Genomic DNA, 21453 nt, shown 5'->3' on the forward strand with positions numbered 1-21453 from the left:
ATGACGGAACAGACGGAGCAGGCGGAGCACTCGGGCCAGGCAGACGACGCGGCACACGCCACCGACGGGTCACAGGCGACCGACCCCGCACACGCAGACGCCTCGGCACAGGCGACCGCGCCCGCACAGCCAACTCACCCCGCACCGCCGAACCACCCCGGCGTACGCTCCCGGCCCCGCCCCCTCGGAGAGACCCGCACCTGGCCGAGGACCTTCGCCGACCGGCTCACCGCGCCCCTGCCCGGCGTACGCGCCATGGCCCGCCTCGCCACGGAGGGCGCCGTGCGCCCCGGCCCCGACGGGCTGCGCGACATTCCGCTGCTGCCCTTCGCGCCGGGGCCGCTGCCCGCCGTGGACACCGCGACCGTCGCCGTCACCTGGGCGGGACACGCCAGTTGGGTGCTCGGCATCGGTGGGCTCACCGTCCTCACCGACCCCGTCTGGTCCCGCCGCATCTTCGGCACCCCCGCCCGGATCACGCCCGTCGGAGTGCGCTGGGAGGACCTGCCGCCGATCGACGCGGTGGTCATCAGCCACAACCACTTCGACCATCTGGACGCCCCCACCGTGAAGCGACTGCCGCGCCACACCCCCGTCTTCGTCCCGGCGGGCCTCGCCCGCTGGTTCCGGCGCCGCCGCTTCACCCGCGTGACCGAACTGGACTGGTGGGAGTGCGCGGAGCTGGATGGCGTCCGCTTCGACTTCGTCCCCGCCCACCACTGGTCCAAGCGCACTCTCTTGGACACCTGCCGCTCGCTCTGGGGCGGCTGGGTGCTGACGGACCGGCTCGGCCAGTCCGTGTACTTCGCGGGCGACACCGGCTACGGCCACTGGTTCAAGGAGATCGGCCGCTGCCACCCGGACCTCGATGTGGCGCTGCTGCCGATCGGCGCGTACGACCCGCGCTGGTGGCTCAGCGATGTGCACACCGACCCCGAAGAGGCGGTACGCGCCTTCGAGGATCTCGGCGCGCGCCATATGGCCCCGATGCACTGGGCGACGTTCGTGCTCTCCGCCGAACCCGTCCTGGAGCCGCTCAGCAGGGTTCGCGCCGCCTGGGAGCGCACCGGCCGGCCGCGGGACCGGCTGTGGGACCTGCCGGTGGGCGGCTCACGCCTGCTGGCCGGTTGAGCCCGCCGAGCCGGGGCGCGACCCGCGCCGGACCCGGCGCCACAGCGTCGGCGCCCCGCTGATCACCACGGTCAGCGTCACAGCCACGACCACGCCCTTCCACGGCTCGTCGAACAGCGAGCCGCCGAGAATCCCGATCAGCTGATACGTCGCCGCCCAGGCCAGGCACGCGGGGATGTCGCCGCGCACGAAGGCGCGCAGCGGCATCCGGCTCAGCAGGCAGGCCAGCATCACCGGGATCCGCCCGGCCGGCACCAGCCGGGAGAGCACCAGCACCGTCACCCCGTGCTCATCCAGCTTGCGCTGCGCCTGATCGAGCCGGTCCGGCGCGGCACGGTCGCTCAGCGCCGCGAGCCACCGCGAGCCGTTCTTGGAGCGGAACCCGCGCTGGCCGAGCCAGTACAGCGTCACATCCCCGAGGAACGCCGCGAGCGACGCCACCAGAAACACGAACAGCAGCGACAGCGGGGCCGTCTGATGGAAGGCCACCACCGCCGCCGAACTGACCACCGCCCCCGTCGGCACCACCGGCACCAGCGCACCCAGCACCACCAGCAGAAACAGCGACGGATAGCCGACCGCCTGCTGCGTCGATTCCGGCGGCAGCTTCCCGACGATCTCGGACAGCTGCCCGAGCGACTCCCAGGGCTTCGAACTCACCGGGCAGCCTCCGGCCTGACCCGCTCGCCGTGCCCCAGCCGGTGCACCGCCACCTGCGGAGCCAGCCGAGCCGCCTTGCGTACGAACTCCTCGCCCGGGGCGTAGAACTCGTGCGGCCGGATCCCGTCCATCCCGATCGGCCAGTACGTGCCGTAGTGCACGGGCACGGCCGCGCGCGGCGCCAGCGAGGCCAGCGCCTGCGCCGCCCGTCCCGGGTCCAGATGCCCGTGGCCGAGAAACGGCCCCCAGCCGCCCACCGGCAGCAGCGCCACATCGACCGGCCCGACCTCGTCGGCCATCGCGTCGAAGAGCCCGGTGTCCCCGGCGAAGTACGTACGCGACTCGCCGCTGATCACATAGCCGAGCGCCGGCGAACGGTGCGGCCCGAGCGGCAGCCGCCGCCCGTCGTGCAGCGCGGGCACGGCCCGCACCACCAGGTCCCGGACCCGTACCTCGTCACCCGGCGCCACCTCGGTGACCCGCAGACCCAGCCGGGCCAGCCCCGGCACGGACCGCGTCGCGGCGCGCGGCACCACCAGCCGGGTGCCCGGAGCCAGCCGCGCCAGTGAGGGCAGATGCAGATGGTCGGAGTGCAGATGCGACACCAGGACCGCCTCGGCGACCGCCGCCTCCGCGGGCGGCAGCTCACCGCGCCGTCTGCGCAGATGCGCGAGCCGGCGCACGAACAGCGGATCGGTCAGCACCCGGACGCCGGAGTCCTCGACCGTGCAGGTGGCATGACCCCACCAGGTGACCTCCACGCGCGCCTCCTCCTTGCACCCGTACGCCTACGAGCCTAGGTCCTGTCCGGAGTAGGGTCATCGGCCAGTGACCGAGAGTGCAGGGGGAGCCCATGTCCATCGACGGCTTACGCGTGGCGGCCATCGCCAGCCTGACCCCCCTTGAGGAACTCGACCGCGACCCCTTCCTGGTGGACACCCGCAGCCAGCACGCGATGTGTGCCCGCTGGGCCGCCGACGAGGGTTATGTCGTCACCCGGCAGCTCCTCTTCTACGGACTGCGCCCCGACCACTGCGCGCTGTGGGCCGACGTCGGGGCGGGAAATGTGGATCTGTTCGTCGCCCCCAACGAGCGGGTGCTGGCCCGCGCCCTGACGTCATTGCCGGACTTCCTCGCCGAGTGCGAACGCAGAGGCGTACCGCTGGAGACGGCGAACCTCGACGAGCCCGTGTACGACGCGGCGATGAAGGCCAGTGTGCATCGCAGGCTCTCCATGCCGACCGCCGGATACGACGGCTGCTGACGCCCCGCCCGGCCCCGCCCATGACCCTGCCGATAACCCCGCCGGACAAACTGAGCCCCTGTGCCAGGCTGGAGACCTGATCCAAGGGTGAGGTGAAAGCGGCGTGGGCGAAGGGCGATGGCGTACGGCCGGCAGAGCCCTGGTGCGGGTGATCGTGGTGTGGGCGGTGTCCACACTGACGATGCTGGCGCTCGCCGGGCTGCTGCCCGACTTCCAGCTGCAGTCCGACGACGGGGACTCCATCACCAGGACCGCCGTCACCGCCGCCTGGGGCGCGGGCGCCTTCGGTCTGCTGACCGCGCTGGTCTGGCCCGTCGTCGTACGGGCGCTGCTGCTCGTACCGGCCCTGGTGCTCGGCCTGTTGGTGTTCTTCCTCAACGGCTCGCTGCTGCTGATCGCGCTCTGGCTGATCCCCGACGGGCGCGGCGCGGCGAACCCGGAGACCGCGGTCGTCGTCGCCGCCGTGATGTCCGCCGTCGCGTCGGCGACCTCCACCGCTCTCGCCGTCCGCGACGACAACGCCTACCGCCGCCGGCTCTCCCGGCTCGCCGACCGCCGAAGACGCAGACGCGGCGAGGACAGCGGGCCCCCTCGGACGCCCGGCACGGTCTTCCTGCAGCTCGACGGGGTCGGATACGAAGTCCTGCGGAACGCGGCCGACGACGGCGTCATGCCGACCGTCGCAGGATGGATCGGCACCACCCACCGGCTCAGCCGCTGGCGCACCGACTGGTCCAGCCAGACCGGCGCCAGCCAGCTCGGCATCCTGCACGGCTCCAACCACGACGTCCCCGCCTTCCGCTGGTACGAGAAGGACAGCGGCCGGGTCATGGTCAGCAACCGGCCCGCGAGCGCCGCCGAACTCCAGCGCCGCGCCATCGAGCGCACCGGCGACGACGGACTGCTCACCGTCGACGGCGCGAGCCGCGGCAACCTCTTCAGCGGCGGCGCGGACCAGCTCGCGCTCGTCCTGTCCATGGCCGCCAGACGAGGCAAGGCCAACCGCTCCAGGGCGGGCTACTTCGCGTACTTCTCCGACCCAGCCAATGCCGTGCGTACCGCACTGTCCTTCGTCGCCGAAGTCGCCCGTGAGATCGGGCAGTCGACGCGGGCACGCCTGCGCGGCGACCGGCCGCGGGTCGGACGCGGCGGGCTCTACCCCTTCATCCGGGCGTTCGCCACGGTCATCGAGCGCGATGTGGTGGTCGCCTCGGTGATGGGAGACATGCTCGCCGGGCGCACCGCCGTCTACGCCGACCTCGTCGCGTACGACGAAGTGGCCCACCACTCCGGACCGCACAGCAAGGACGCCTCGCTGGTGCTCGAACGCCTCGACCAGTCGATCGCGCTGATGGCCAAGGTCGCCGAACACGCGCCCCGCGACTACCGGATCGTGCTGCTGTCCGACCACGGCCAGAGCCCCGGAGAGACTTTCGAGAGCGTGTACGGACTCACCCTCAAGGATCTCGTGCGCGCCGGGTGCGGAATGCCCGTCTCGCGCCGGGCGGAACGTTCCAAGAGCGGCGCGGAGGCACGCGACGCCGCGGGCGACGCCCTGCGCATGGCGCTGCACCGGCAGCGCGCCGAAGGAGCGGACGAACATCCGCAGGCGGGCTCCGACCCCATCGTGCTCGCCTCCGGCAACCTCGCGCTGATCTCCTTCCCCGACACGAAGGAGCGCCTCAGCCGCGAGCAGATCGAGCGCCGCCACCCGGCGCTGCTCCGGACGCTCGCCAGCCACCCCGGCATCGGCTTCCTGCTGGTACGGAGCGAGGAGTACGGCTCATTGGTCCTCGGCCCCGACGGCGAAGAGGTACCCGTCAGCCGGCTGAACGACTACGGCCCGCTGAGTGTCTTCGGCACCGGCGCCGCGGAGGCGGTACGGCGCACCGACTCCTTCCCGCACGTCGCCGACATCATGGTCAACTCGATGTACGACCCGAAGACGGGCACCGTGCATGCCTTCGAGGAACAGATCGGCTCGCACGGCGGGCTCGGCGGCGAACAGTCCCAGCCCTTCCTGCTTTCGCCACTCGACCTGTCGGCACCGGCCGAACCCGGCGCCGAACTGGTCGGCGCCGAGCGTGTGCACCACGTGCTGCGGCGCTGGCTGCGCGAGTGCAAGGTGCCGCAGGTGCCGATCGGGTCTGCCGCAGAAGCCTCCCCTCCGGATACGTTGACGCCGTAGAAGGTCAGGCGAACCGGGAGTGTGCCGAGTGCGTGCTGTGGTGTTCGAGGAGTTCGGCGGGCCGCTCGACGTACGCGAGGTCCCCGATCCCGTGGCGGTCCCCGGTGGCGCGGTGATCAGGGTCGAGGCGACGGGGCTGTGCCGCAGCGACTGGCACGGCTGGATGGGCCACGACCCCGACATCACGCTCCCGCACGTCCCCGGGCACGAACTGGCCGGAGTCGTCGAATCGGTGGGCGACGGCGTCGCCGAATGGCGAGCCGGCGACCGGGTCACCGTGCCGTTCATCTGCGCCTGCGGCCGGTGCGCGGCATGTGCGCGCGGCGCCCAGCAGGTGTGCGAGCGCCAGGAGCAGCCCGGCTTCACCCACTGGGGGTCCTTCGCCGAGTACGTCCCCGTCCACCACGCCGACACCAATCTGGTCGCCCTGCCCGGAGCGATGTCGTTCAGCACGGCAGCGAGCCTGGGCTGCCGGTTCGCGACCGCCTTCCGCGCGGTGGTGGCGCAGGGAAGGGTGCGGCCGGGGGAGTGGGTCGCCGTCCACGGGTGCGGTGGCGTGGGCCTGTCCGCGGTGATGATCGCGGCGGCCTGCGGGGCCAGGGTCGTCGCGGTCGATGTCTCGCCGGACGCGCTGGAGCTCGCGCGGACCTTCGGCGCGGAGGTGTGCGTGGACGCGTCGGCCCTCGGCGCGGGCGTCGCGGACGCGGTCCGCTCCGCGGCCGGCGGGGGTGCGCATCTGTCACTGGACGCGCTGGGCGCGCCGGTGACCTGCGTCAACTCCGTCCAGAGCCTGCGCCGCCAGGGGCGCCACGTCCAGATCGGCCTGCTGCCCCAAGGCGTCCACCTGCCGATGGACCGGGTCGTCCCGCTGGAGCTGGAGATCCTCGGCACCCACGGCATGGCGGCGCACGCATACCCCGAGATGATGGCGATGGTCGCGTCGGGGTCGCTGCGGCCGGGCTTGTTGGTGACAAGGACGATCGGCCTCGCGGAGGCTCCGGGGGCGCTGGCGGCGCTGGGGGCGGGGACCGGGGTGACGGTGATAGCGCCGCGCATGGGGTAAGGGTGCGCCTGCGGCGGGCCTTGTCCCCTACCCGCCCTCCCCCAGACTCCGTCCGGGGGGACCCCCAACCTCCCTGCGCCCGCTTCGCGGCGCGAACCGGGGGCTCCGCCCCAGACCCCGCTCCTCAAACGCCGGAGGGGCTGAAGGTGCGGCTCGGCCGCCGATTTCAGCCCGTCCGGCGTTTGAGGACACTCCCCCTACGCCCTGCGGGCGTGGGGGGACCCCCAGAAGGGCGTATGGGGGCTCGGGGGCGGAGCCCCCGGCTCGCGCCACGAAGCGGGCGCAGGGGTCCGGGGCGGAGCCCCGGTTACGGGAAGGGGCGGGTGGGGAACAGGCCCGCCGCAGGCGCACCCCTCACCGGCCAACCCCCCACCCCCCGCCCCGTTTTGGCTCGCTCCGCAATCATCAATACCATCCGGTGATGATCACAAGAAAACGGCTGGCGGCCGCCACCTGCGGCCTCCTCGCCGCCCTGGCCGCCGCGCTCCCCCCACCCGTCGCCGCCGCCGACGAACCGGCAGCCAAGCCCCCGTCCCCCAAGGTCGAACTCGTACTCGACGTCAGTGGCTCGATGCGCGCGAGGGACATCGACGGCCAGACCCGCATGTCCGCCGCCAAGCAGGCGTTCAACGAGGTGCTCGACGCGGTCCCGGGCGAGGTCGAGCTCGGCATACGCACCCTCGGCGCCAACTACCCCGGCAAGGACAGGAAGGTCGGCTGCAAGGACACCAAGCAGCTCTACCCCGTCGGGCCGCTGGACCGGACCGAGGCGAAGACCGCCGTGGCGACCCTCGCCCCCACCGGCTGGACCCCGATCGGTCCCGCCCTGCTCGGCGCGGCCGAGGATCTCAAGGGCGGTGACGCGACCCGGCGGATCGTCCTCATCACGGACGGCGAGGACACCTGCGCCCCGCTCGACCCGTGCGAGGTGGCGCGCGACATCGCCGCCAAGGGGATCCATCTCGTCATCGACACGCTGGGCCTGGTCCCGGACGCCAAGACCCGCAACCAGCTCAGCTGCATCGCCGAGGCCACCGGTGGCACGTACACCTCCGTGCAGCACACCGACGAACTCTCCGACCGGGTGAGCCAGTTGGTGGACCGGGCCGCCGAGCCGGTGGTCACGCCGGTCGCCACCGAAGGCGCGACTGAGTGCGCGAAGGCCCCGCAGCTCAAGGCTGGGCTCTACAGCGACCGCGAGAAGTTCGGCGAGCACCGCTGGTACCGGGTGGACGTCCTGCCCGGCCAGGAGCTGCGCGCCTCGGTGAGCGTCGCGGCAGACCGCGCAGTCAACAACGACTACGGCGTGCTGCTGCGGGCCGTGACCGTCCACGGCCGTGAGATCGTCCGCGGCTCGGAGGCGGGCGACGGACGCACCGATGTGATCTCCACCGGGCTGCGCTATCCGAAGGACGAGCTGGAGGATTCCGATGGCGTGAAGCCCGCCGCGGAGACCGTCTGCCTGCAGGTCAGCAACTCCTTCTCGGCGCCCGCGTCGGTGAAGACGGACCCCGGCCTGCCCGTCGAGCTCACTGTCGACGTCGTGGACGCGCCCGACGAGGCGTCCGACGTGGCCGCCTTCGGTCTCGGCCGTGGCTGGTGGCTGCTGGCGGTCCTGGTGCTCACCGGCCTGGTGGCCGGTCTGCTGTGGGGCTGGATCTCACGCTGGCGCTTCGCCGTATGGAGGACCAACTGATGCGTATCGCACGTGTGTTGACGACTGCGCTGATTGCCGCGACCGCGCTGACCGGCACGGCCGGCTCGGCGGTGGCGGACGACCCGTCGCCCAGCCCGGACAAGAGCTCGGACACGGCCGGACCGACCAGGGCGGGCACCGGCTTCCGTGACGCGACCGCCGTCGAGCAGGGCCACAAGGCCACCGCCGAGGCGTCCGCGGGCGACTACCTCTACTGGGTGTTCCCCGCCGACGCGGGCCGCCGGGCCACCGTGAACGCCACGGTCACGCTCCCCGAGCCGGCGGCCCGGCACGGCGCGTCCACCTGGCGGCTCGATGTGTACGACGGGCTGCGCAGGCGCCAGTCCTGCATGTACGGCATGCAGAGCAGGGGCGCGGCCAAGGAGGCCGCGTCGGTCGAACTGTCCTGCACGCTGCGTACGGTCCGCTCCTGGGCCGAGCCGTGGGACAACGACCCCCTGCCTGGCAGCTATTACATCCGGCTGACCGTCACCGATCTGCCTGCGGAAGACCTCGGCCTGCCGGTGAAGGCAGAGGTCGAGGCCACGTCGGTCGACGCCGGCGGCGCGCACGCGGGCGGCGGTTCGCTCTCCGCCCCGCTGGTGCCGGGCACGGTCAACCGTGCACGGGACGGCGAAGGCAGCACGCCGAAGCAGGCGGCGGCCACCATCAGCGAGCCGGACGGCGGCTGGTCGGCGGGCTGGTGGTCCGACCGGTGGCTCTGGACCGCGGCAGGAGGGTTGCTCGGCGCGCTGGCGGCCATCGGCGGCTACTCCCTCACCCGCGGATCCGGACGCCCCTCGCGCGTACCGCCCGCGGCCTGAACACGGTGGCCACGGCAGCGATGCCGTGGCCACCCAGCAGCGCGTACGTCACGCGTCCTGGAGCGCCGAGAGCTGTCGGGCCAGCGTCTCCTTCGACTGGAACGTCGCCCCGAACAGGGCCACATGCTTCCAGTGCAGCGTCCCGTCGGCCGCTATGACGAAGACGGCACGCCGCAGCCCGATGCCCGGCGCCGCGATGCCGAAGTCCCGTGAGACGGCCCTGTCGGTGTCGGCGAGCAGCGGCATGCGCAGCCCGTACTTGCGGGCGAACGACTCATGGCTGTCCACGCTCTGCGGGCTGACCGCCCAGACCTCGGCGCCGCAGTCCGTGAACGTCTCCAGACCACTGGAGTACGAGCAGAGCTGCTTGGTGCACACGGTGGTGTCGTCGCCGGGATAGAAGGCGATGACCAGCGGGCGGCCCCGCTGCCCGCTCAGCGTGAACTCGCGGCGCTCGAAGACGTCGTCGACCAGAATCCCGCCGGGGAGGGTGAAGTCGGCGACGGACTGGCCGTGTTCAGGTGATGCTGCCAAGGGAACTCCTGCGGCTACGAGTGCGGACGGACGGGAGTACTGTCTTGCGGCCCCTCGTCGAGGGCATCGTCGAAGGGCCGCGTACCCACACAGTCCACGCCGAAGCAGGTCCCGGATGGAAGACGAACCGGCGATCGTGGCCGGGTTGCAATCGAAGGTCATCGGCGGAACCGATGATGTGGAACGCCAGCCGCCTGCCGCCCGGGAACAGGTCACGGATCTCCTGGAGGGTCAGCTCCCGGTCGTCGGCGAGCGCGCCGACATCCACGAACAGCACGGTGAAGCCCTCGGCCTCCCGCAGGCGCAGCGCCCCGGTCAGCATCGGAGCGGTGGACCGGGCCAGCCGGCCGCTCACGGCGAGCCACACCTGTGGCCCGTCCTCCGCCAGTACACGCACCCGTATCGTCGCTCGCACCTGCGCCCCCAGAGCCGGTCCGCCGCACCGCCGACCGGTGCGCCGCCACACGACTGTCATTCGGCGCCGGTGAGGCCCGGGATTGCTCAGAATCCGGTCTCTTTGCCCGCGAGGGAGCACTCTTTGAGCAGCGTGCCCGGACCGGCACCTTCCGGGCGGGCCACGGTGCGGCTCGGCACCGGCGCTCTGCCGTGTCCGATCCATGCCTCCAGCACCGTGAAGGCCGAGCGGTGACAGGGTGTCAACGGCCGGAGATTGTCCGGAAAGACGTCGTACAGTGAGTCGACATGCGTGCCGCCCTCGATCCGGTAATAGCGGAACAGCCCGCCGCGGCCCGCGTCGCGCACCATGCGGGCGTACACATCGGAGTCCTGGCCGATGGGCAGCAGGACGTCGAGAGTGCCGTGCAGGGTGATCAACGGCTTTCCGATCCGGCCGGTCAGTGCGATCGCGGCGACAGCACGGCGGACCTCCGGGGGCCGGGAGGAGTACACATAGTCCGCGTCGCACGCGGGCGTGCCGGGCGCGCAGTACGGGGTGCCCGCCTCGGCGGACCCGTCGTAGCCCGGGTCCAGCTCCTCGCGGTAGATCCGCTGGGTCAGATCCCAGTAGTACCGATGGTGGAACGGCCACAGAAACTCCGACCCCGCCGGATATCCGGCGGCAACCATGGCCCGGTGCGCCTCGTCCGCGCCGGGTCCGCCCGATGCGTAGAGCGGATAGTGGCGCAGCGCGGGCGGCAGGAAGGTGAGCAGGTTCGGACCCTTCGCCCGCCAGAGCGTCCCCTCCCAGTCGACACCGCCGTCGTACAGCCCGGGATGGTTCTCCAGCTGCCAGCGCACCAGATAGCCGCCGTTGGACATGCCTGTGGCGAGGGTGCGGGACGGCGGTCGGTGGTAGCGCTGGGCGACGACCGCGCGGGCCGCCCTGGTCAACTCGGTGACCCGGTCGTTCCATTCGGCTATCGCCTCGCCGGGCGCCTCGCCGTCACGGTAGAAGGCCGCCCCGGTGTTGCCCTTGTCGGTCGCGGCGAACGCATAGCCGCGGGAGAGGACCCAGTCGCCGATGGCCCGGTCGTTCGCGTACTGCTCGCGCACGCCGGGGGAGCCCGCGACGACAAGGCCGCCGTTCCAGCGGTCGGGCAGCCGGACGACGAACTGGGCGTCGTGTTTCCAGCCATGGTTGGTGTTGGTAGCGGACGTCTCGGGGAAGTAGCCGTCGATCTGGATGCCGGGCACACCGATGGGTGTGGCCAGGCCCGCCGGGGTCAGTCCGGCCCAGTCGGCCAGGTCGGTGTGACCGGACGCCACCGTCCCCGCGGTGGTCAACTCATCGAGGCAGGACGCCTCTTGGTGCTCGGCACCCGGCACGTCCAGCCGGGCGATCCGGGTGCAGTGGCCGGACGCCGAGGTGCCCGGTTGATGGGCGACGGCCGGGAGCGCGGCGACGGAGAGCAGCAGCGCGGCCACGTAGGGAACGGCGTGGGGCAGGGGCACGGAGAGACCTCCTGGGGGTACGGACCGTGGGGTCAGGGGCAGTTGCCGTCGGCGACGACGTAGTGGCCGACCGGGGATTCCTTGAGCGTGTGGGTGACGAAGGTGTTGTAGAGGCCCATGTCCTGCCCGGAGCCCTTGGCGTAGGCATGGCTGCCGTCGGTGTTGGCCCGCCCCGCCTGCACCTGGTGGTAGTTGTCGGTGGTCCAGCAGGCGGCGGTCGCCCCGCCGGTGGTCGTGGCCGCGACTGTGCCGGAGCGCGCGCCCTCGGTTCCGGCGGCATCCCGGGCGGCCACGCTGTAGCCATGAGCGGTGCCGGGGCTCAGACCCGTGTCCGTGAAGGACGCGGCCGCCGGGGTGGCGATACGCGTCCTGTCCCGGTACACCGCGTAACTCGACGCACCCTCAACTGCCGTCCATGTCAAGGAGATTGATGTGTCGGTGACACCACCAGCCGCCAGCCCGGACGGTGCCGGGAGACTGCCGGGACCCGGGCCCGGCGTGGAGCCGTCGAGGCCGAGGAACTCGGTGATCCAGTAGCCCGAGCAGATCGAGTCGATGAAGTTCGCGGTACCGGTCTGCCCGCACTGCTGCGGCCCGCTGCCCGGATCCACCGGTGTCCCGTGCCCGATCGCGGGCACCCGGTCGACCTCGACGACGACGGTCCCGCTGCCGTCCGCCGCCAGATACTGCTCCCGGCGCGTCTGATTCGGCCCGATCGTGGACGTACGGTCCGGACTCTGGTCCACACCGTGCACCGCGGTCCACTGGTCCCTCAGTTCACTGGCGTTCCTCGGGACGACCGTCGGGTCGTTGTCGCCGTGCCAGATCGCCACCCGCGGCCAGGGCCCGGAGTACGCGGGATAGGCGCCCCGCACCCGCTGCGCCCACACTGCGGGCGTACGGTCCACACCCGGGTTCATGCAGGTGAAGGCGCCTGTGTCCTTGGTGCAGTCGTACGGCAGCCCCGCAACCACCGCGCCCGCCTCGAAGACGTCCGGATAGGCGGCGAGCATCACCGCGGTCATGCCTCCCCCGGCCGACAGACCGGTGACATACGTACGCGCCGCATCGGCGCCGTAGGCACTCTCCGCATGCGCGACCATCCGGCTGATGGAGGCGGCCTCGCCCTGTCCGCGCCGGTTGTCGGTCGCCTGGAACCAGTTGAAGCAGCTGCTCGCGTTGTTCGCGGAGGTCGTCTCGGCGAAGACCAGCAGGAAGCCGTGCCGGTCGGCGAAGGTCGTGAGACCGGAATTGTCGGCGTAGACCTGGGCGCTCTGCGTACAGCCGTGCAGCGCGACCACGACGGCAGGGTGCGCGGGGAGGCCCGCGGGCCGGTAGACGTACATGTTGAGGGCGCCGGGATTGGCGCCGAAGCTGCTCACTCGCTCCAGAGGTACGGCCGCCTGGGCGGCGGGCGCCGGCGCCAGCAACAGGGCGGCCGCGAGGAGCACTTGGACGACGGCCAGACGGCCGGGCGACTTGGACAGGCGTTCACGCAACCGCATCAGGGCCTCCCGCAGGCGTACCGAGGTGCGGTCACAGTAGGAACGGGGCCGGTGGGGGAGGAATGGTGACGAGGCCTATAGCGCGGGGGGCGCACGGCGGCGTGGGGACTGTTGCGGGTGCGTTGGCGGGGTGCTAAGCGGCGCCCAGTTTTCGGTCACTATCAGCTCAGTCCGATAACTGACTACTTTTCATATGCGGAGAAACGGTACTGATTGTGGAGTTCGCGTAGAGAGAACGATGAATCTGGAGGTACACCATGGTCCGTCTCCGTTCGGCCTCGCTTGCTCTGCTGACCGCTGCCGCATGCGTCGCGCTCCCCGGACTGTCGGCCTCGGCCGCACCCGGCGACACCGCGTCCATGTGCTACAGCAATCTGACGCCGTCCGGCTGGGTCGATGTGCAGTGGTGGAACAGCTGGGCGTGCGGCACCACGTTCAACCCCAATATGAAGAAGATCAAGCAGGTGTCCGGCATGCCCATCGGCACCACCGTCAACGCCTGCATGTCCACCCTGCCCCCGGCGGGCTGGGTGCTGGTGAACCGCTTCTACAGCGGCGCCTGCCAGTACTCGGCAGTGCCCAGCCATGACCCCAACACCTGGACGATCAAACGGGTTTCCTGAGGCCGGACGTCTCCCTCGACAGGGAGAACCCCGGGTAGGTCAGAGGGGCAAGGAGACGTGTACAGCCTTGCCCCGCCGATCGGGGTCGCAGCGGACTTCCAGGGTGCCGTCGACCTCGGCGGCGAGGTCGTGGACCAGCCGAAGGCCCCGTCCTCCGATGTCATCCGGGTGCGAGGGGGGCAGCACGCGGGGGAGGCGGGGGTCGCGGTCGTGGACGGCGATCGTCAGACAGTGGTCGTCGGTCACGAGAGTCAGCTCGGCGCGGGGGGACAGCCGGGCGGCGTGCTGGACGGTGTTGGCCACCAGCTCGGTGATGATCAGCAGCGCACGGTCGAGGCAGTCATCCTTCATGCCCGGAGTGCCCCCTAGAAGGATGGCCTTGGCCGCGCGCCGGGTGGCGGGGACAGAACGATCGTGGGTCTGGAAGGTCATTTCATAGCGGAACCGCGGGGCGCTCAGGGGCTGCATCAGCGACTCCTGTGCCGCCACACCATCTGAGCGGCTGCTGTGAATCTGGGTTGCATACATTTCCAGTGACCGTCCTGAATTGTGTCGGACTGGAGTGTGGTGGATCGCGATCGGCCTGATGTCCCGCGGAGAAGAGCGAGGCTGGGACCGTGCGGTGTCGGCGGTGGAGGGGGCACCTCTGAGCCGGAACCTGGAGTTATGCATACATGTTAAGTAGGTGTGTAGGGGGCGTGTCAATGGCTCCAGGCGAAGGATCAAGATGTTATGTCCGGCAATGTCGGGCATCGCGACCGATCCGCGCAGCTCAGCCCCTGCGCACGATGGCCCGCAGCTCGTGTGCCAGGCGGGCGACCGCTTCATCCGAGGTCTGCCGACCCGCAAGGGCGTCGTGGGCGACTGCCTGGACAGCCAGACTCACCTGCTCGTAGTGCGCACTCTTGGGGCGCGGCTTGGCCGTCAGGACGCTCTGCTTGAGCGTCGGCAGGTAGGGGAACCGGCGTACCAAGGCGGGGTCGGAGTACAGGGCCGCGCGTACGGGCGGCAGTGACCCCTGGGTGAGCACCTGGCGCTGGACGCGCTCGCTCGTGAGGTAGGCGATCAGCTCGTTCGCCGACTTCTGATGCCGTGAGTTGGCGTTGACGGCGAGATTGGAGCCTCCGAGGATGCTCGAACCCTGGCCGTTCGGTCCGGGCAGCGGGACGGCGCCGACCTTCCCGGCTATCTCGGAGCCCTTCTCGTTGGCCAGGTCGTACACGTACGGCCAGTTGCGCAGAAAGAGCAGGTCGCCGTTCTGGAAGGCGCGCCGGGATTCTTCTTCCTTGAACGTCAGAGCATTCCGGGGAATCCAGCCGTCGCGAACGCCGCGGGCGAGGAAATCAAGGCCCTCGCGGGCGGCGGGGGAATCGACGGTGACCCGTGCTCCCTCGTCGCTGAGGATCTGGCCCCCGGCGGACTGCATGACCTCGGCGATGTTGACGGTGAGACCCTCATAGGGAAGGTACTGGCCGGCATAGCCGTCGAGGCCGTACTTGGGTGCGATCGACTTCGCCATACTCTCGAGTTCGCGCCAGGTATGTGGCGGCTGCCTGCCCTCTCGCTGGAGTAGATCCTTGCGGTAGTAGAGCAGCCCCGCGTTGGTGACGTAGGGGACGGCATAGAGCTCCCCCCGGAAGGTTGCCGTGTCCACGACCGGAGGCAGGAAGTCGTCGAGCGGGAACCGGTCGGCGTCGAGCGGGGTGATCCAGCCGGCGGCGGCGAATTCCGAGGTCCACGTCACGTCGATGTTGAGTACGTCGAAGCGGCCACTGCCCGAAGCCAAGCCGGTTGCCATTTGTGCGCGTACCTCGTCCGCGGCTTCCGGCAGCTCGATGACCTTCACTTTCTCGGCGGGGTGCGAGCGGTTCCACTCGCTCAGCACGTTGCGCAGATAATCCGTCAGGTCGCCGCCGGTCACGAACGTCATCGGACCGGTGTCAGCGGGCCGTTGTCCGCCGCCGTCCCCGGTGCAGCCCGCGAGGAGCAGGGCTCCGGCCATGAGCCCTCCACTTGCGGCCCGCGCCCACCGCATGGATGCCTCCTTCGCGCGCCGCGTCGGTCGCTCTCCCGGCGTATGCTCTATGCATACCTGTTAGCCATGACGGATAGCGGAACCGGTCGAAAAGGGAAACGAAGCCGGAGGAAGTCACAATCGCTTCCCTGATCCGCGGCGAGGGGAATAGACAGAGTGCGTCTCGCCCTGCTGGTGCTCTTGTTCAAGGGGCCGGCTCATGGATATGAGCTCAAGCAAGCTCTTGAGAAGCTCATGGGTGCAGCTTACTCTCAGCCCAACATCGGGCAGATTTATGTCACTCTCAGTCGCCTGGAGAATGCGGGTCTGATCCAGGGGGAGGACATCACTCAAGCCAGTCGGCCGAACAAGCGCATCTACCGGCTCACCGCAGCCGGGCGGGAAGCAGTGGCTGACTGGTTCGAGGAGCCGGCCGAGCCGAAGATCCGGGATGATTTCTTCATGAAGCTCGCGCTCGCCCACGAGACGGGAGCGGCCGACCGGATCGGATTGATCAACAAACAGCGCCGCCATTGCTTGAACACCATGCGTGATCTGTCCAGGCTCGCGGCCTCGGAAGACCGTGACAAGCGAATCTCGCAATTGCTGATCGAGGGTGCGATGCTGCACCTACAGGCTGACCTCGACTGGCTGGAACGCTGTCAGGAGGAGCTGGAATGAGCCGCGATGCCTCCTCTGCTGCTGATCCCCAGTCTGCTGCTGATCCCCCGCCGATGGTGAAGGCGCAGGGCCTGGTCAAGACCTACAAGGCGGAAGGCGCCGAGGCACGGGCCGTGCGGGGCGTCGATCTGCAGGTCGAGCCGGGCGAATTCGTCGCCGTCACCGGGCCCTCCGGCGCGGGCAAGTCCACCCTCCTGCATTTGCTGGGCGGTCTGGACCGCCCGGACAGCGGGAAAATCTGGCTGGACGGCCGACAGGTCGACTCGCTGAGCGAGGCTCGCTGGGCAGTGCTGCGTCGGCGCAGCATCGGAATCGTCTTCCAGTTCTTCAACCTGGTCTCCAACATGACCGTGACCGACAACATCGAGCTCCCGGCGCTCCTGGCCGGCAAGAGTCCACGGCAGGCAAGGGCGAGCTGCGAGGAGCTGCTCGCTGAGCTGAGCCTGGAAGGCAAGCAGCGCAGCATGCCCGGCGAGCTGTCCGGAGGCGAGCAGCAGCGGGTGGCGCTGGCTCGTGCCCTGGTCAACCACCCACGTCTGCTCCTCGCCGACGAGCCGACCGGCAGCCTGGACAGCAAGGGAGGCCGCGATGTCCTGCGGTTGCTCACCCGCTTCCATCAGCGCGGCCAGACCATCCTGCTGGTCACCCATGACGCGAGGGCTGCCAGCACGGCGGACCGAGTGATCAGTTTCTTCGACGGCCAGGTCGTCGACGACGCGGTCCTCGGCGGTCCTGAGCATGTGCCGAGGAGTGTCGCCGACATCTTGAGAATCAAGGGTTGACCGATGCGGGCCACCGTGCGGTGGGCGCGCGCCGACCTTCGGGCCAACCGCGGCGAGGCACTGTTCATCATCCTGGCCACCGCAGGCATCATCGCCTCGCTACTGTTGGCGGGCGCGCTCCTGCTCTATGCGGCCAACCCATGGCAGCGCGTCTTCACCGAGTCCTCCGGCGCGCACGTATGGATCCACACCAGGGCAGACGCGCCCACCGAGAAGCTGACTGACATCGACGGCGTCGCAGCCTTCTCCGGGCCCTTCCCCACTGCCCCCGCGACCGCCGAAATCCGCGGCGCGAAGGTGTCACTGGAGCTGCGCGGTGCCCCAACCGAACCGCCCAAAGCGGCTCGCCCACTGGTCGACTCCGGACACTGGCTGGAGAACGACGTCCCCAACGGCATCGTGCTCGAGCGATCGGCCGCCGATGCGCTCTGGGTCAAGCCCGGTGACACTCTGCGCGTCCGCGGCAGCGACGGCAGAGATACGACTCTTCAGGTCGTGGGGATCGCGGACACCGCGGAGCCGCGCTTCGTCCGTGGTGTGGTGCCCGGCGTCGCCTGGATGCTGCCCTCACAGCTTCACCGGGTCGAACCCGACACCCGCCGAGTCGGGCAGACGGTCGGCCTTCGCCTGGCCGATCCCCAGGACACCGATTTCGCCGTGCAGCAGGCGGTGACATTGATCGGTGCCGACCAGGTTGCCAAAGTCTCCACCTGGGAGGAGGCGCGGGACGAAGCGGAGGGCGACAACCGCCTCCTGGGACTACTGCTCGGCTCCTTCGGCCTGGGGGCCCTGCTGGCTGCCGCCCTCGCGGTAACCGGAGCCATCAGCACCCGAGTTCGGGGACATCTCCGGGACATCTCCGTCCTGAAAGCCATCGGCTTCACCCCCGGTCAGGTCGTCCGCGCGTTCCTGGTCGAGCACGCGGCATTCGCGCTCATCGGCGTGGCCTTCGGGGCGATCGTCACAGAGACGCTCGGCCCCCGGATTCCCGGCCGCATCGGGGACGCGATGGTGCTGTGGCGCGACCTGCCCGAGCATGCCTGGAGAGTCCTTGCCACGTCACTCGGGGCGGTTCTCGTCATCGCGACAGCCACCGTCCTTGCTGCCTGGCGTGCTGGTCGCGTCTCACCCGTTCCCATCGCCCGAGGAGCCATCAAGAGCGGCCGCCGGCTGTCCAGAACCGCCAGATTCGCTCTGCAGCTGAGAACGCCGCCCGCACTCGTGCTCGGCTGGCGCGGGGCATTCCACCGCCCGGCGCGCGCCGCGGCGGCCGTGGGGCGGCTCGCGCTCCCGCTGCTGATGATCACGATCGCTCTGGGAGCCTGGTCGACCCTCGACCGCTTCGAAAGCCGACCCGAGGACGTGGGACTCGCCGCGGAACTTCGCGCCAAGCCGGAGGGCATCGACGACGCGACGGCACGCAGGCTGCTGTCCGATCAACCGGGCGTGTCCGCCGCCCACCCGGGCGTCGAGGTTGCTGCGCTCGTCCCTGGCCAGACCAGGACGATCACGCTTCGCGGCCTGGGCACCATAGGGCACCCCTACCCCTTCACCATTGCTGAGGGCCGCACCATCCAGAACTCGGACGAAGCGGTGGCGGGCCAGGGACTTCTCGACCTCCTGGGAGCGGAGGTCGGTGACTGGGTCCGCATGACCGTCGGAGGCAGCCCGCAGGTCCTCCATATCGTGGGCCGCAGTATCGAGCCACAAGACGGCGGCCGCGTGATCTCCACAACCGTCGACACGCTGCGGGAGGGGGACGCCTCGCTGCGGCCCGAGTTCTACAACCTGGTCCTGACGCATGCGGCCGACCCCGAAGCTGTGAGCAGTGCACTGGCCGAGTCCTCCGACGGTGGTCTCGAGGTGCGGAAGAACACCAATCCCGCCGACCAGCTCTCGGCCGCCCGCGGGGTCATCATCGGACTCGTCGGAGTGCTCGCCTTCATCGGTCTGGCCGAACTGTTCACCGTCATCGCCGCGGGACTTCGCGAACACGGCCGCGACCTTCTCGCCCTCAAAGCCATCGGGCTGACCCCCCGTCAGATCACCGCGGTGATCGTCACAAGCACGGGGTTCATCGCTGCGGCAGCAGCCCTGACGGGGACCATCCTGGGCGTGTACGTATCGACGTGGCTGATCGACCTGCAGGGGCGATCGAGCGGGCTCGGCGCGGGCATTGCCCAGCCTCCTTCCCCGGGAATGCTGCTCCTGCTCGGCGGAGCCGCCGTCGCCGGGGCGATCGCCGTCTCGACCCTGCCGGCCGCGAGGGCCTCCCGGCGCAGGCTGGCGGACACGCTCAGCGATGTCATGTGAGCTCACGGCACGCCCGTAGTACGCCAGCCGCGCAGCAGCGGACCTACTCCGGTGCCGGACGCGACAGTTGTCATACCCGAAACCGTAGTACGGCACGTCGACGGCGTGCGCAGTTCATGCGGACGGCGAGCGGGTCAATGTGACCTGCATCACAAAATTGGGGGGCTTGGGGGTTTGCTGGTTAGGCTCGGCAGCTTCGCATTCATCACAAATAGGACAGGAGTCTGCTTATGTCCGAGAGTCCCTCGGCCTTGGACTCGGACGCCTATGCGCGGCTGTGCTCAGAGCAGCAGCCGCGGCTCGTCGCGTACGCCCGCTCCCTCACCGGCAATCCCTGGCTGGCCGACGATCTCGTCGCCGAGGCGCATTTCCGGGTCTGGCGGCGGCTGTCTTCGGGACGCTCGGTCGACGACGTGCCCGCCTCTCTGGCGACCACTGTGCGTAATCTCGCCGACGCGGACGGGGATCCGAGCCGCCGGATCGCGTACGTCGGACTCCTGTCACGCGTCCTGCGGCAGCTGCCGGAGCGCTGGGTCAAAGCGCTCTGGCTGGCCGAGGTCGAGGATCACCCTCTCGACGTGGTCGGACACCGCGTGGGCGCCGGGCACGGAGCGACGGCGGTGCTGCTGCACCGGGCGCAGGAGGGTTTGCGGCACGCGTTTTTGCGCGCGCATCCCGGGATACCGGACGACCCTGCGTGCGAGAGGCACTGGAAGCGGATTCCCGCCCATGTGGGCGAGGCCCCGGAGTCACCGCGACAGGCCGGGGGACTGTGCCTCCACCTGGAGGACTGCGCGGACTGTCGCGCTCGGCTGGCCCTGCTGACCTGCGTGAACGACCGGCTGCCCGCGCTGGTCGGCCCCGCGCTGCTGGCGCTCGAAAGGGAAGCCCCGGCCGGAACGGGGGTTTCCGGCCGGGGCGGCACAGGGTGGGGACGCATCGCGTCTCCACGTATAGGTGAACGATAAACCGTCCCGGCCCGTTCCCTGTTACCGGGGGTCAGGCCTGTGATGGACGTAACGTTCCGTTACTGTCCGCTGCCCCTCGACACAACCGTCGCGAGCACCGACGGCAGCGGGTACCAGTCGGCCGAGACCACGCTCGCGTAACGGCCCGCCAGTAGGTTGACGCGGTCCCGCGCCTGCGTCTCGGTCGGGTTCGTGCCGTCGATCGCGGGCGCGACGTTGTGTGCGTCCGTCATGACGACGAGGTAGTGGTTCCGGTCGTACCACGAGGTGTCGACGCTCCCGCCCGCGTACGTACCGGCGTCACCGTCGAAGAGGACGAACCAGGGGCGGATGCCCGCGTCGGCGTACCGGGTGCGGGGATCACCCGCGGCGGCGCCATGGACGGCCGGGAACGCGGCCGCGTCCCGGAGGCGCCCTGCGGCGGCGAGATTACGCAGATGCATGGCGTACTCACGGTCCGTCCACAGTGAGTCCGCCGGGTTGCTCTCCTCCACCGTGCCGGGGATGAGCTCCACCACGAACTTCCCCGCGAGGGCCGAGCGGGCGGGCCAGCCGTTCGTCCTGACAGCCGTGTCGAGCTCCGGGAGGCCGCCCGCCAGATCGGCTGGACGGAACAGGGCGTCGCCGAGCCGGGCGGAGAGCAGTGCGTCGAGCGCGGCGGGGCCGCGGCCGTTGTTGTTCTGGAAGCCGTCCTTCATCTCGACCTTGATGAGGATGGGCCGGTGACCGGGGTGGGCGTCGTGCCACGCCCTCATGTCCGAGAGGCAGCCGCCGAGGTCCTGGTTTCTGGCCTTGGTGCGCAGCTGGGCGGGGCTGGAGGCGCTCTCGCAATTGTTGTTGTTGCCAAGGGGATTGCTGTGCGAGACCCGCCACGACCGGCCGAACACATTGGTCCAGACGTCGAGTTCGAGCATCCCGGCGCCGGAGTCGAGGGCGTCGGCGAAGTACGGGTACTTGGCCTTCTCGTAGGCGTTGTGGACGCCCACCCAGGTGGCGGAGGAGTAGGGCAGCTGCCCCGGATCCACCGAACCGGGCGTGGCCGCCTCTGCCGGCGCGAGCGCGCTCGCGAACAGCCCGGCTGCGACGGTGGTCGTCAGGGCGGCGCGCTTGAGGTTCCCCATGGTCCCCTGCCTTTGCGTCGATTGGGTCGATGCGATCAAGTCGACGGAAGAGTAGGGGAGTTGAGTGAACCGGGGGGAGACGGGGACCGGCCGTTACGGATGCGGCGGATGTGTGCGGGGGGAAATCGGTCGCGCCTCGTGAGGTGAGCCGTTAACTTCTGCCTGAGCGCAGCGA

Annotated in this window: 20 protein-coding genes; 11 read left to right on the top strand and 9 right to left on the bottom strand. The window is 70.2% G+C overall.

Annotation, left to right across the window (positions count from 1 at the left end):
• Window positions 1-1131: an MBL fold metallo-hydrolase gene (locus tag OOK40_RS19080; protein WP_266483055.1), complete on the top strand. Its 1131-nt coding sequence runs from the start codon at window positions 1-3 to the stop codon at window positions 1129-1131.
• On the opposite strand, the gene OOK40_RS19085 is transcribed toward OOK40_RS19080, so the two are convergent.
• Both OOK40_RS19085 and OOK40_RS19090 read right to left on the bottom strand, forming a co-directional pair.
• Complete coding sequence (locus OOK40_RS19085; protein ID WP_266483058.1) at window positions 1111-1791, bottom strand: DedA family protein; 681 nt, start codon at window positions 1789-1791, stop codon at window positions 1111-1113. The genes OOK40_RS19080 and OOK40_RS19085 overlap by 21 nt on opposite strands.
• The gene (locus OOK40_RS19090; protein ID WP_266483062.1) at window positions 1788-2552 is read right to left on the bottom strand and encodes an MBL fold metallo-hydrolase; all 765 of its coding nucleotides are present in this window, start codon (window positions 2550-2552) and stop codon (window positions 1788-1790) included. Before OOK40_RS19090 ends, OOK40_RS19085 begins: the two co-directional genes overlap by 4 nt.
• Before the next feature lie 98 nt (window positions 2553-2650).
• Here OOK40_RS19090 and OOK40_RS19095 point away from each other — a divergent pair, with 98 nt between their 5' ends.
• The 5 genes from OOK40_RS19095 (at window position 2651) to OOK40_RS19115 (ending at window position 8826) form a co-directional block, all read left to right on the top strand.
• The gene (locus OOK40_RS19095; protein WP_266484426.1) at window positions 2651-3055 is read left to right on the top strand and encodes a hypothetical protein; all 405 of its coding nucleotides are present in this window, start codon (window positions 2651-2653) and stop codon (window positions 3053-3055) included.
• A gap of 103 nt (window positions 3056-3158) precedes the next feature.
• A complete protein-coding gene (locus OOK40_RS19100; RefSeq protein WP_266483064.1) occupies window positions 3159-5243 on the top strand; it encodes a phage holin family protein in 2085 nt (694 codons plus the stop codon).
• A gap of 28 nt (window positions 5244-5271) precedes the next feature.
• On the top strand, window positions 5272-6306 hold the full coding sequence (locus tag OOK40_RS19105; RefSeq protein ID WP_266483066.1) for a zinc-dependent alcohol dehydrogenase family protein: 1035 nt from the start codon (window positions 5272-5274) through the stop codon (window positions 6304-6306).
• Window positions 6307-6727: 421 nt separating this feature from the next.
• Entirely contained in the window at window positions 6728-8002 is a 1275-nt protein-coding gene (locus OOK40_RS19110; protein ID WP_266483068.1) for a VWA domain-containing protein, read from the top strand.
• Window positions 8002-8826, top strand: a complete 825-nt coding sequence (locus tag OOK40_RS19115) for a hypothetical protein (RefSeq protein WP_266483071.1) — start codon at window positions 8002-8004, stop codon at window positions 8824-8826. The genes OOK40_RS19110 and OOK40_RS19115 overlap by 1 nt, the downstream gene beginning before the upstream one ends.
• Window positions 8827-8874: 48 nt before the next feature.
• Here OOK40_RS19115 and OOK40_RS19120 read toward each other — a convergent pair whose 3' ends face one another.
• The 4 genes from OOK40_RS19120 to OOK40_RS19135 all read right to left on the bottom strand — a co-directional run bounded on the left by OOK40_RS19120 (window position 8875) and on the right by OOK40_RS19135 (window position 12776).
• Window positions 8875-9360: a peroxiredoxin gene (locus OOK40_RS19120; RefSeq protein WP_266483073.1), complete on the bottom strand. Its 486-nt coding sequence runs from the start codon at window positions 9358-9360 to the stop codon at window positions 8875-8877.
• Window positions 9344-9775: a hypothetical protein gene (locus tag OOK40_RS19125; RefSeq protein ID WP_266483075.1), complete on the bottom strand. Its 432-nt coding sequence runs from the start codon at window positions 9773-9775 to the stop codon at window positions 9344-9346. Before OOK40_RS19125 ends, OOK40_RS19120 begins: the two co-directional genes overlap by 17 nt.
• 86 nt (window positions 9776-9861) lie before the next feature.
• Window positions 9862-11271, bottom strand: a complete 1410-nt coding sequence (locus OOK40_RS19130) for a tannase/feruloyl esterase family alpha/beta hydrolase (RefSeq protein ID WP_266483077.1) — start codon at window positions 11269-11271, stop codon at window positions 9862-9864.
• Window positions 11272-11303: 32 nt separating this feature from the next.
• The gene (locus OOK40_RS19135; protein ID WP_266483079.1) at window positions 11304-12776 is read right to left on the bottom strand and encodes a PHB depolymerase family esterase; all 1473 of its coding nucleotides are present in this window, start codon (window positions 12774-12776) and stop codon (window positions 11304-11306) included.
• Between the two features lie 257 nt (window positions 12777-13033).
• On the opposite strand from OOK40_RS19135, the gene OOK40_RS19140 reads away from it, so the two are divergent.
• Window positions 13034-13399: a hypothetical protein gene (locus OOK40_RS19140; protein ID WP_266483081.1), complete on the top strand. Its 366-nt coding sequence runs from the start codon at window positions 13034-13036 to the stop codon at window positions 13397-13399.
• Window positions 13400-13438: 39 nt separating this feature from the next.
• On the opposite strand, the gene OOK40_RS35300 is transcribed toward OOK40_RS19140, so the two are convergent.
• Window positions 13439-14227: an ATP-binding protein gene (locus tag OOK40_RS35300; protein WP_323136076.1), complete on the bottom strand. Its 789-nt coding sequence runs from the start codon at window positions 14225-14227 to the stop codon at window positions 13439-13441.
• Window positions 14172-15434: an ABC transporter substrate-binding protein gene (locus OOK40_RS19150; RefSeq protein WP_266483082.1), complete on the bottom strand. Its 1263-nt coding sequence runs from the start codon at window positions 15432-15434 to the stop codon at window positions 14172-14174. The genes OOK40_RS35300 and OOK40_RS19150 overlap by 56 nt, the downstream gene beginning before the upstream one ends.
• 156 nt (window positions 15435-15590) lie before the next feature.
• Between OOK40_RS19150 and OOK40_RS19155 the strand changes: the two genes are divergently transcribed.
• The 4 genes from OOK40_RS19155 (at window position 15591) to OOK40_RS19170 (ending at window position 20157) form a co-directional block, all read left to right on the top strand.
• Entirely contained in the window at window positions 15591-16094 is a 504-nt protein-coding gene (locus OOK40_RS19155) for a PadR family transcriptional regulator (RefSeq protein WP_266483083.1), read from the top strand.
• Window positions 16091-16876 carry an ABC transporter ATP-binding protein gene (locus OOK40_RS19160; RefSeq protein ID WP_266483084.1) on the top strand — a complete coding sequence of 262 codons (786 nt, stop codon included), beginning with the start codon at window positions 16091-16093 and terminating at the stop codon, window positions 16874-16876. The genes OOK40_RS19155 and OOK40_RS19160 overlap by 4 nt, the downstream gene beginning before the upstream one ends.
• 3 nt (window positions 16877-16879) lie before the next feature.
• Window positions 16880-19189: an FtsX-like permease family protein gene (locus OOK40_RS19165; protein ID WP_266483085.1), complete on the top strand. Its 2310-nt coding sequence runs from the start codon at window positions 16880-16882 to the stop codon at window positions 19187-19189.
• A 230-nt stretch (window positions 19190-19419) separates the two neighbouring features.
• Window positions 19420-20157 (top strand): sigma-70 family RNA polymerase sigma factor, encoded by a 738-nt coding sequence (locus OOK40_RS19170; RefSeq protein WP_323136077.1) that lies wholly within the window; start codon window positions 19420-19422, stop codon window positions 20155-20157.
• A 59-nt stretch (window positions 20158-20216) separates the two neighbouring features.
• Here OOK40_RS19170 and OOK40_RS19175 read toward each other — a convergent pair whose 3' ends face one another.
• Complete coding sequence (locus OOK40_RS19175) at window positions 20217-21278, bottom strand: phosphatidylinositol-specific phospholipase C domain-containing protein (RefSeq protein WP_266483086.1); 1062 nt, start codon at window positions 21276-21278, stop codon at window positions 20217-20219.
• Window positions 21279-21453: the final 175 nt, after the last annotated feature.

Origin of the sequence: Streptomyces sp. NBC_01481, assembly GCF_026339995.1 — a bacterium.
Lineage (GTDB): Bacteria > Actinomycetota > Actinomycetes > Streptomycetales > Streptomycetaceae > Streptomyces.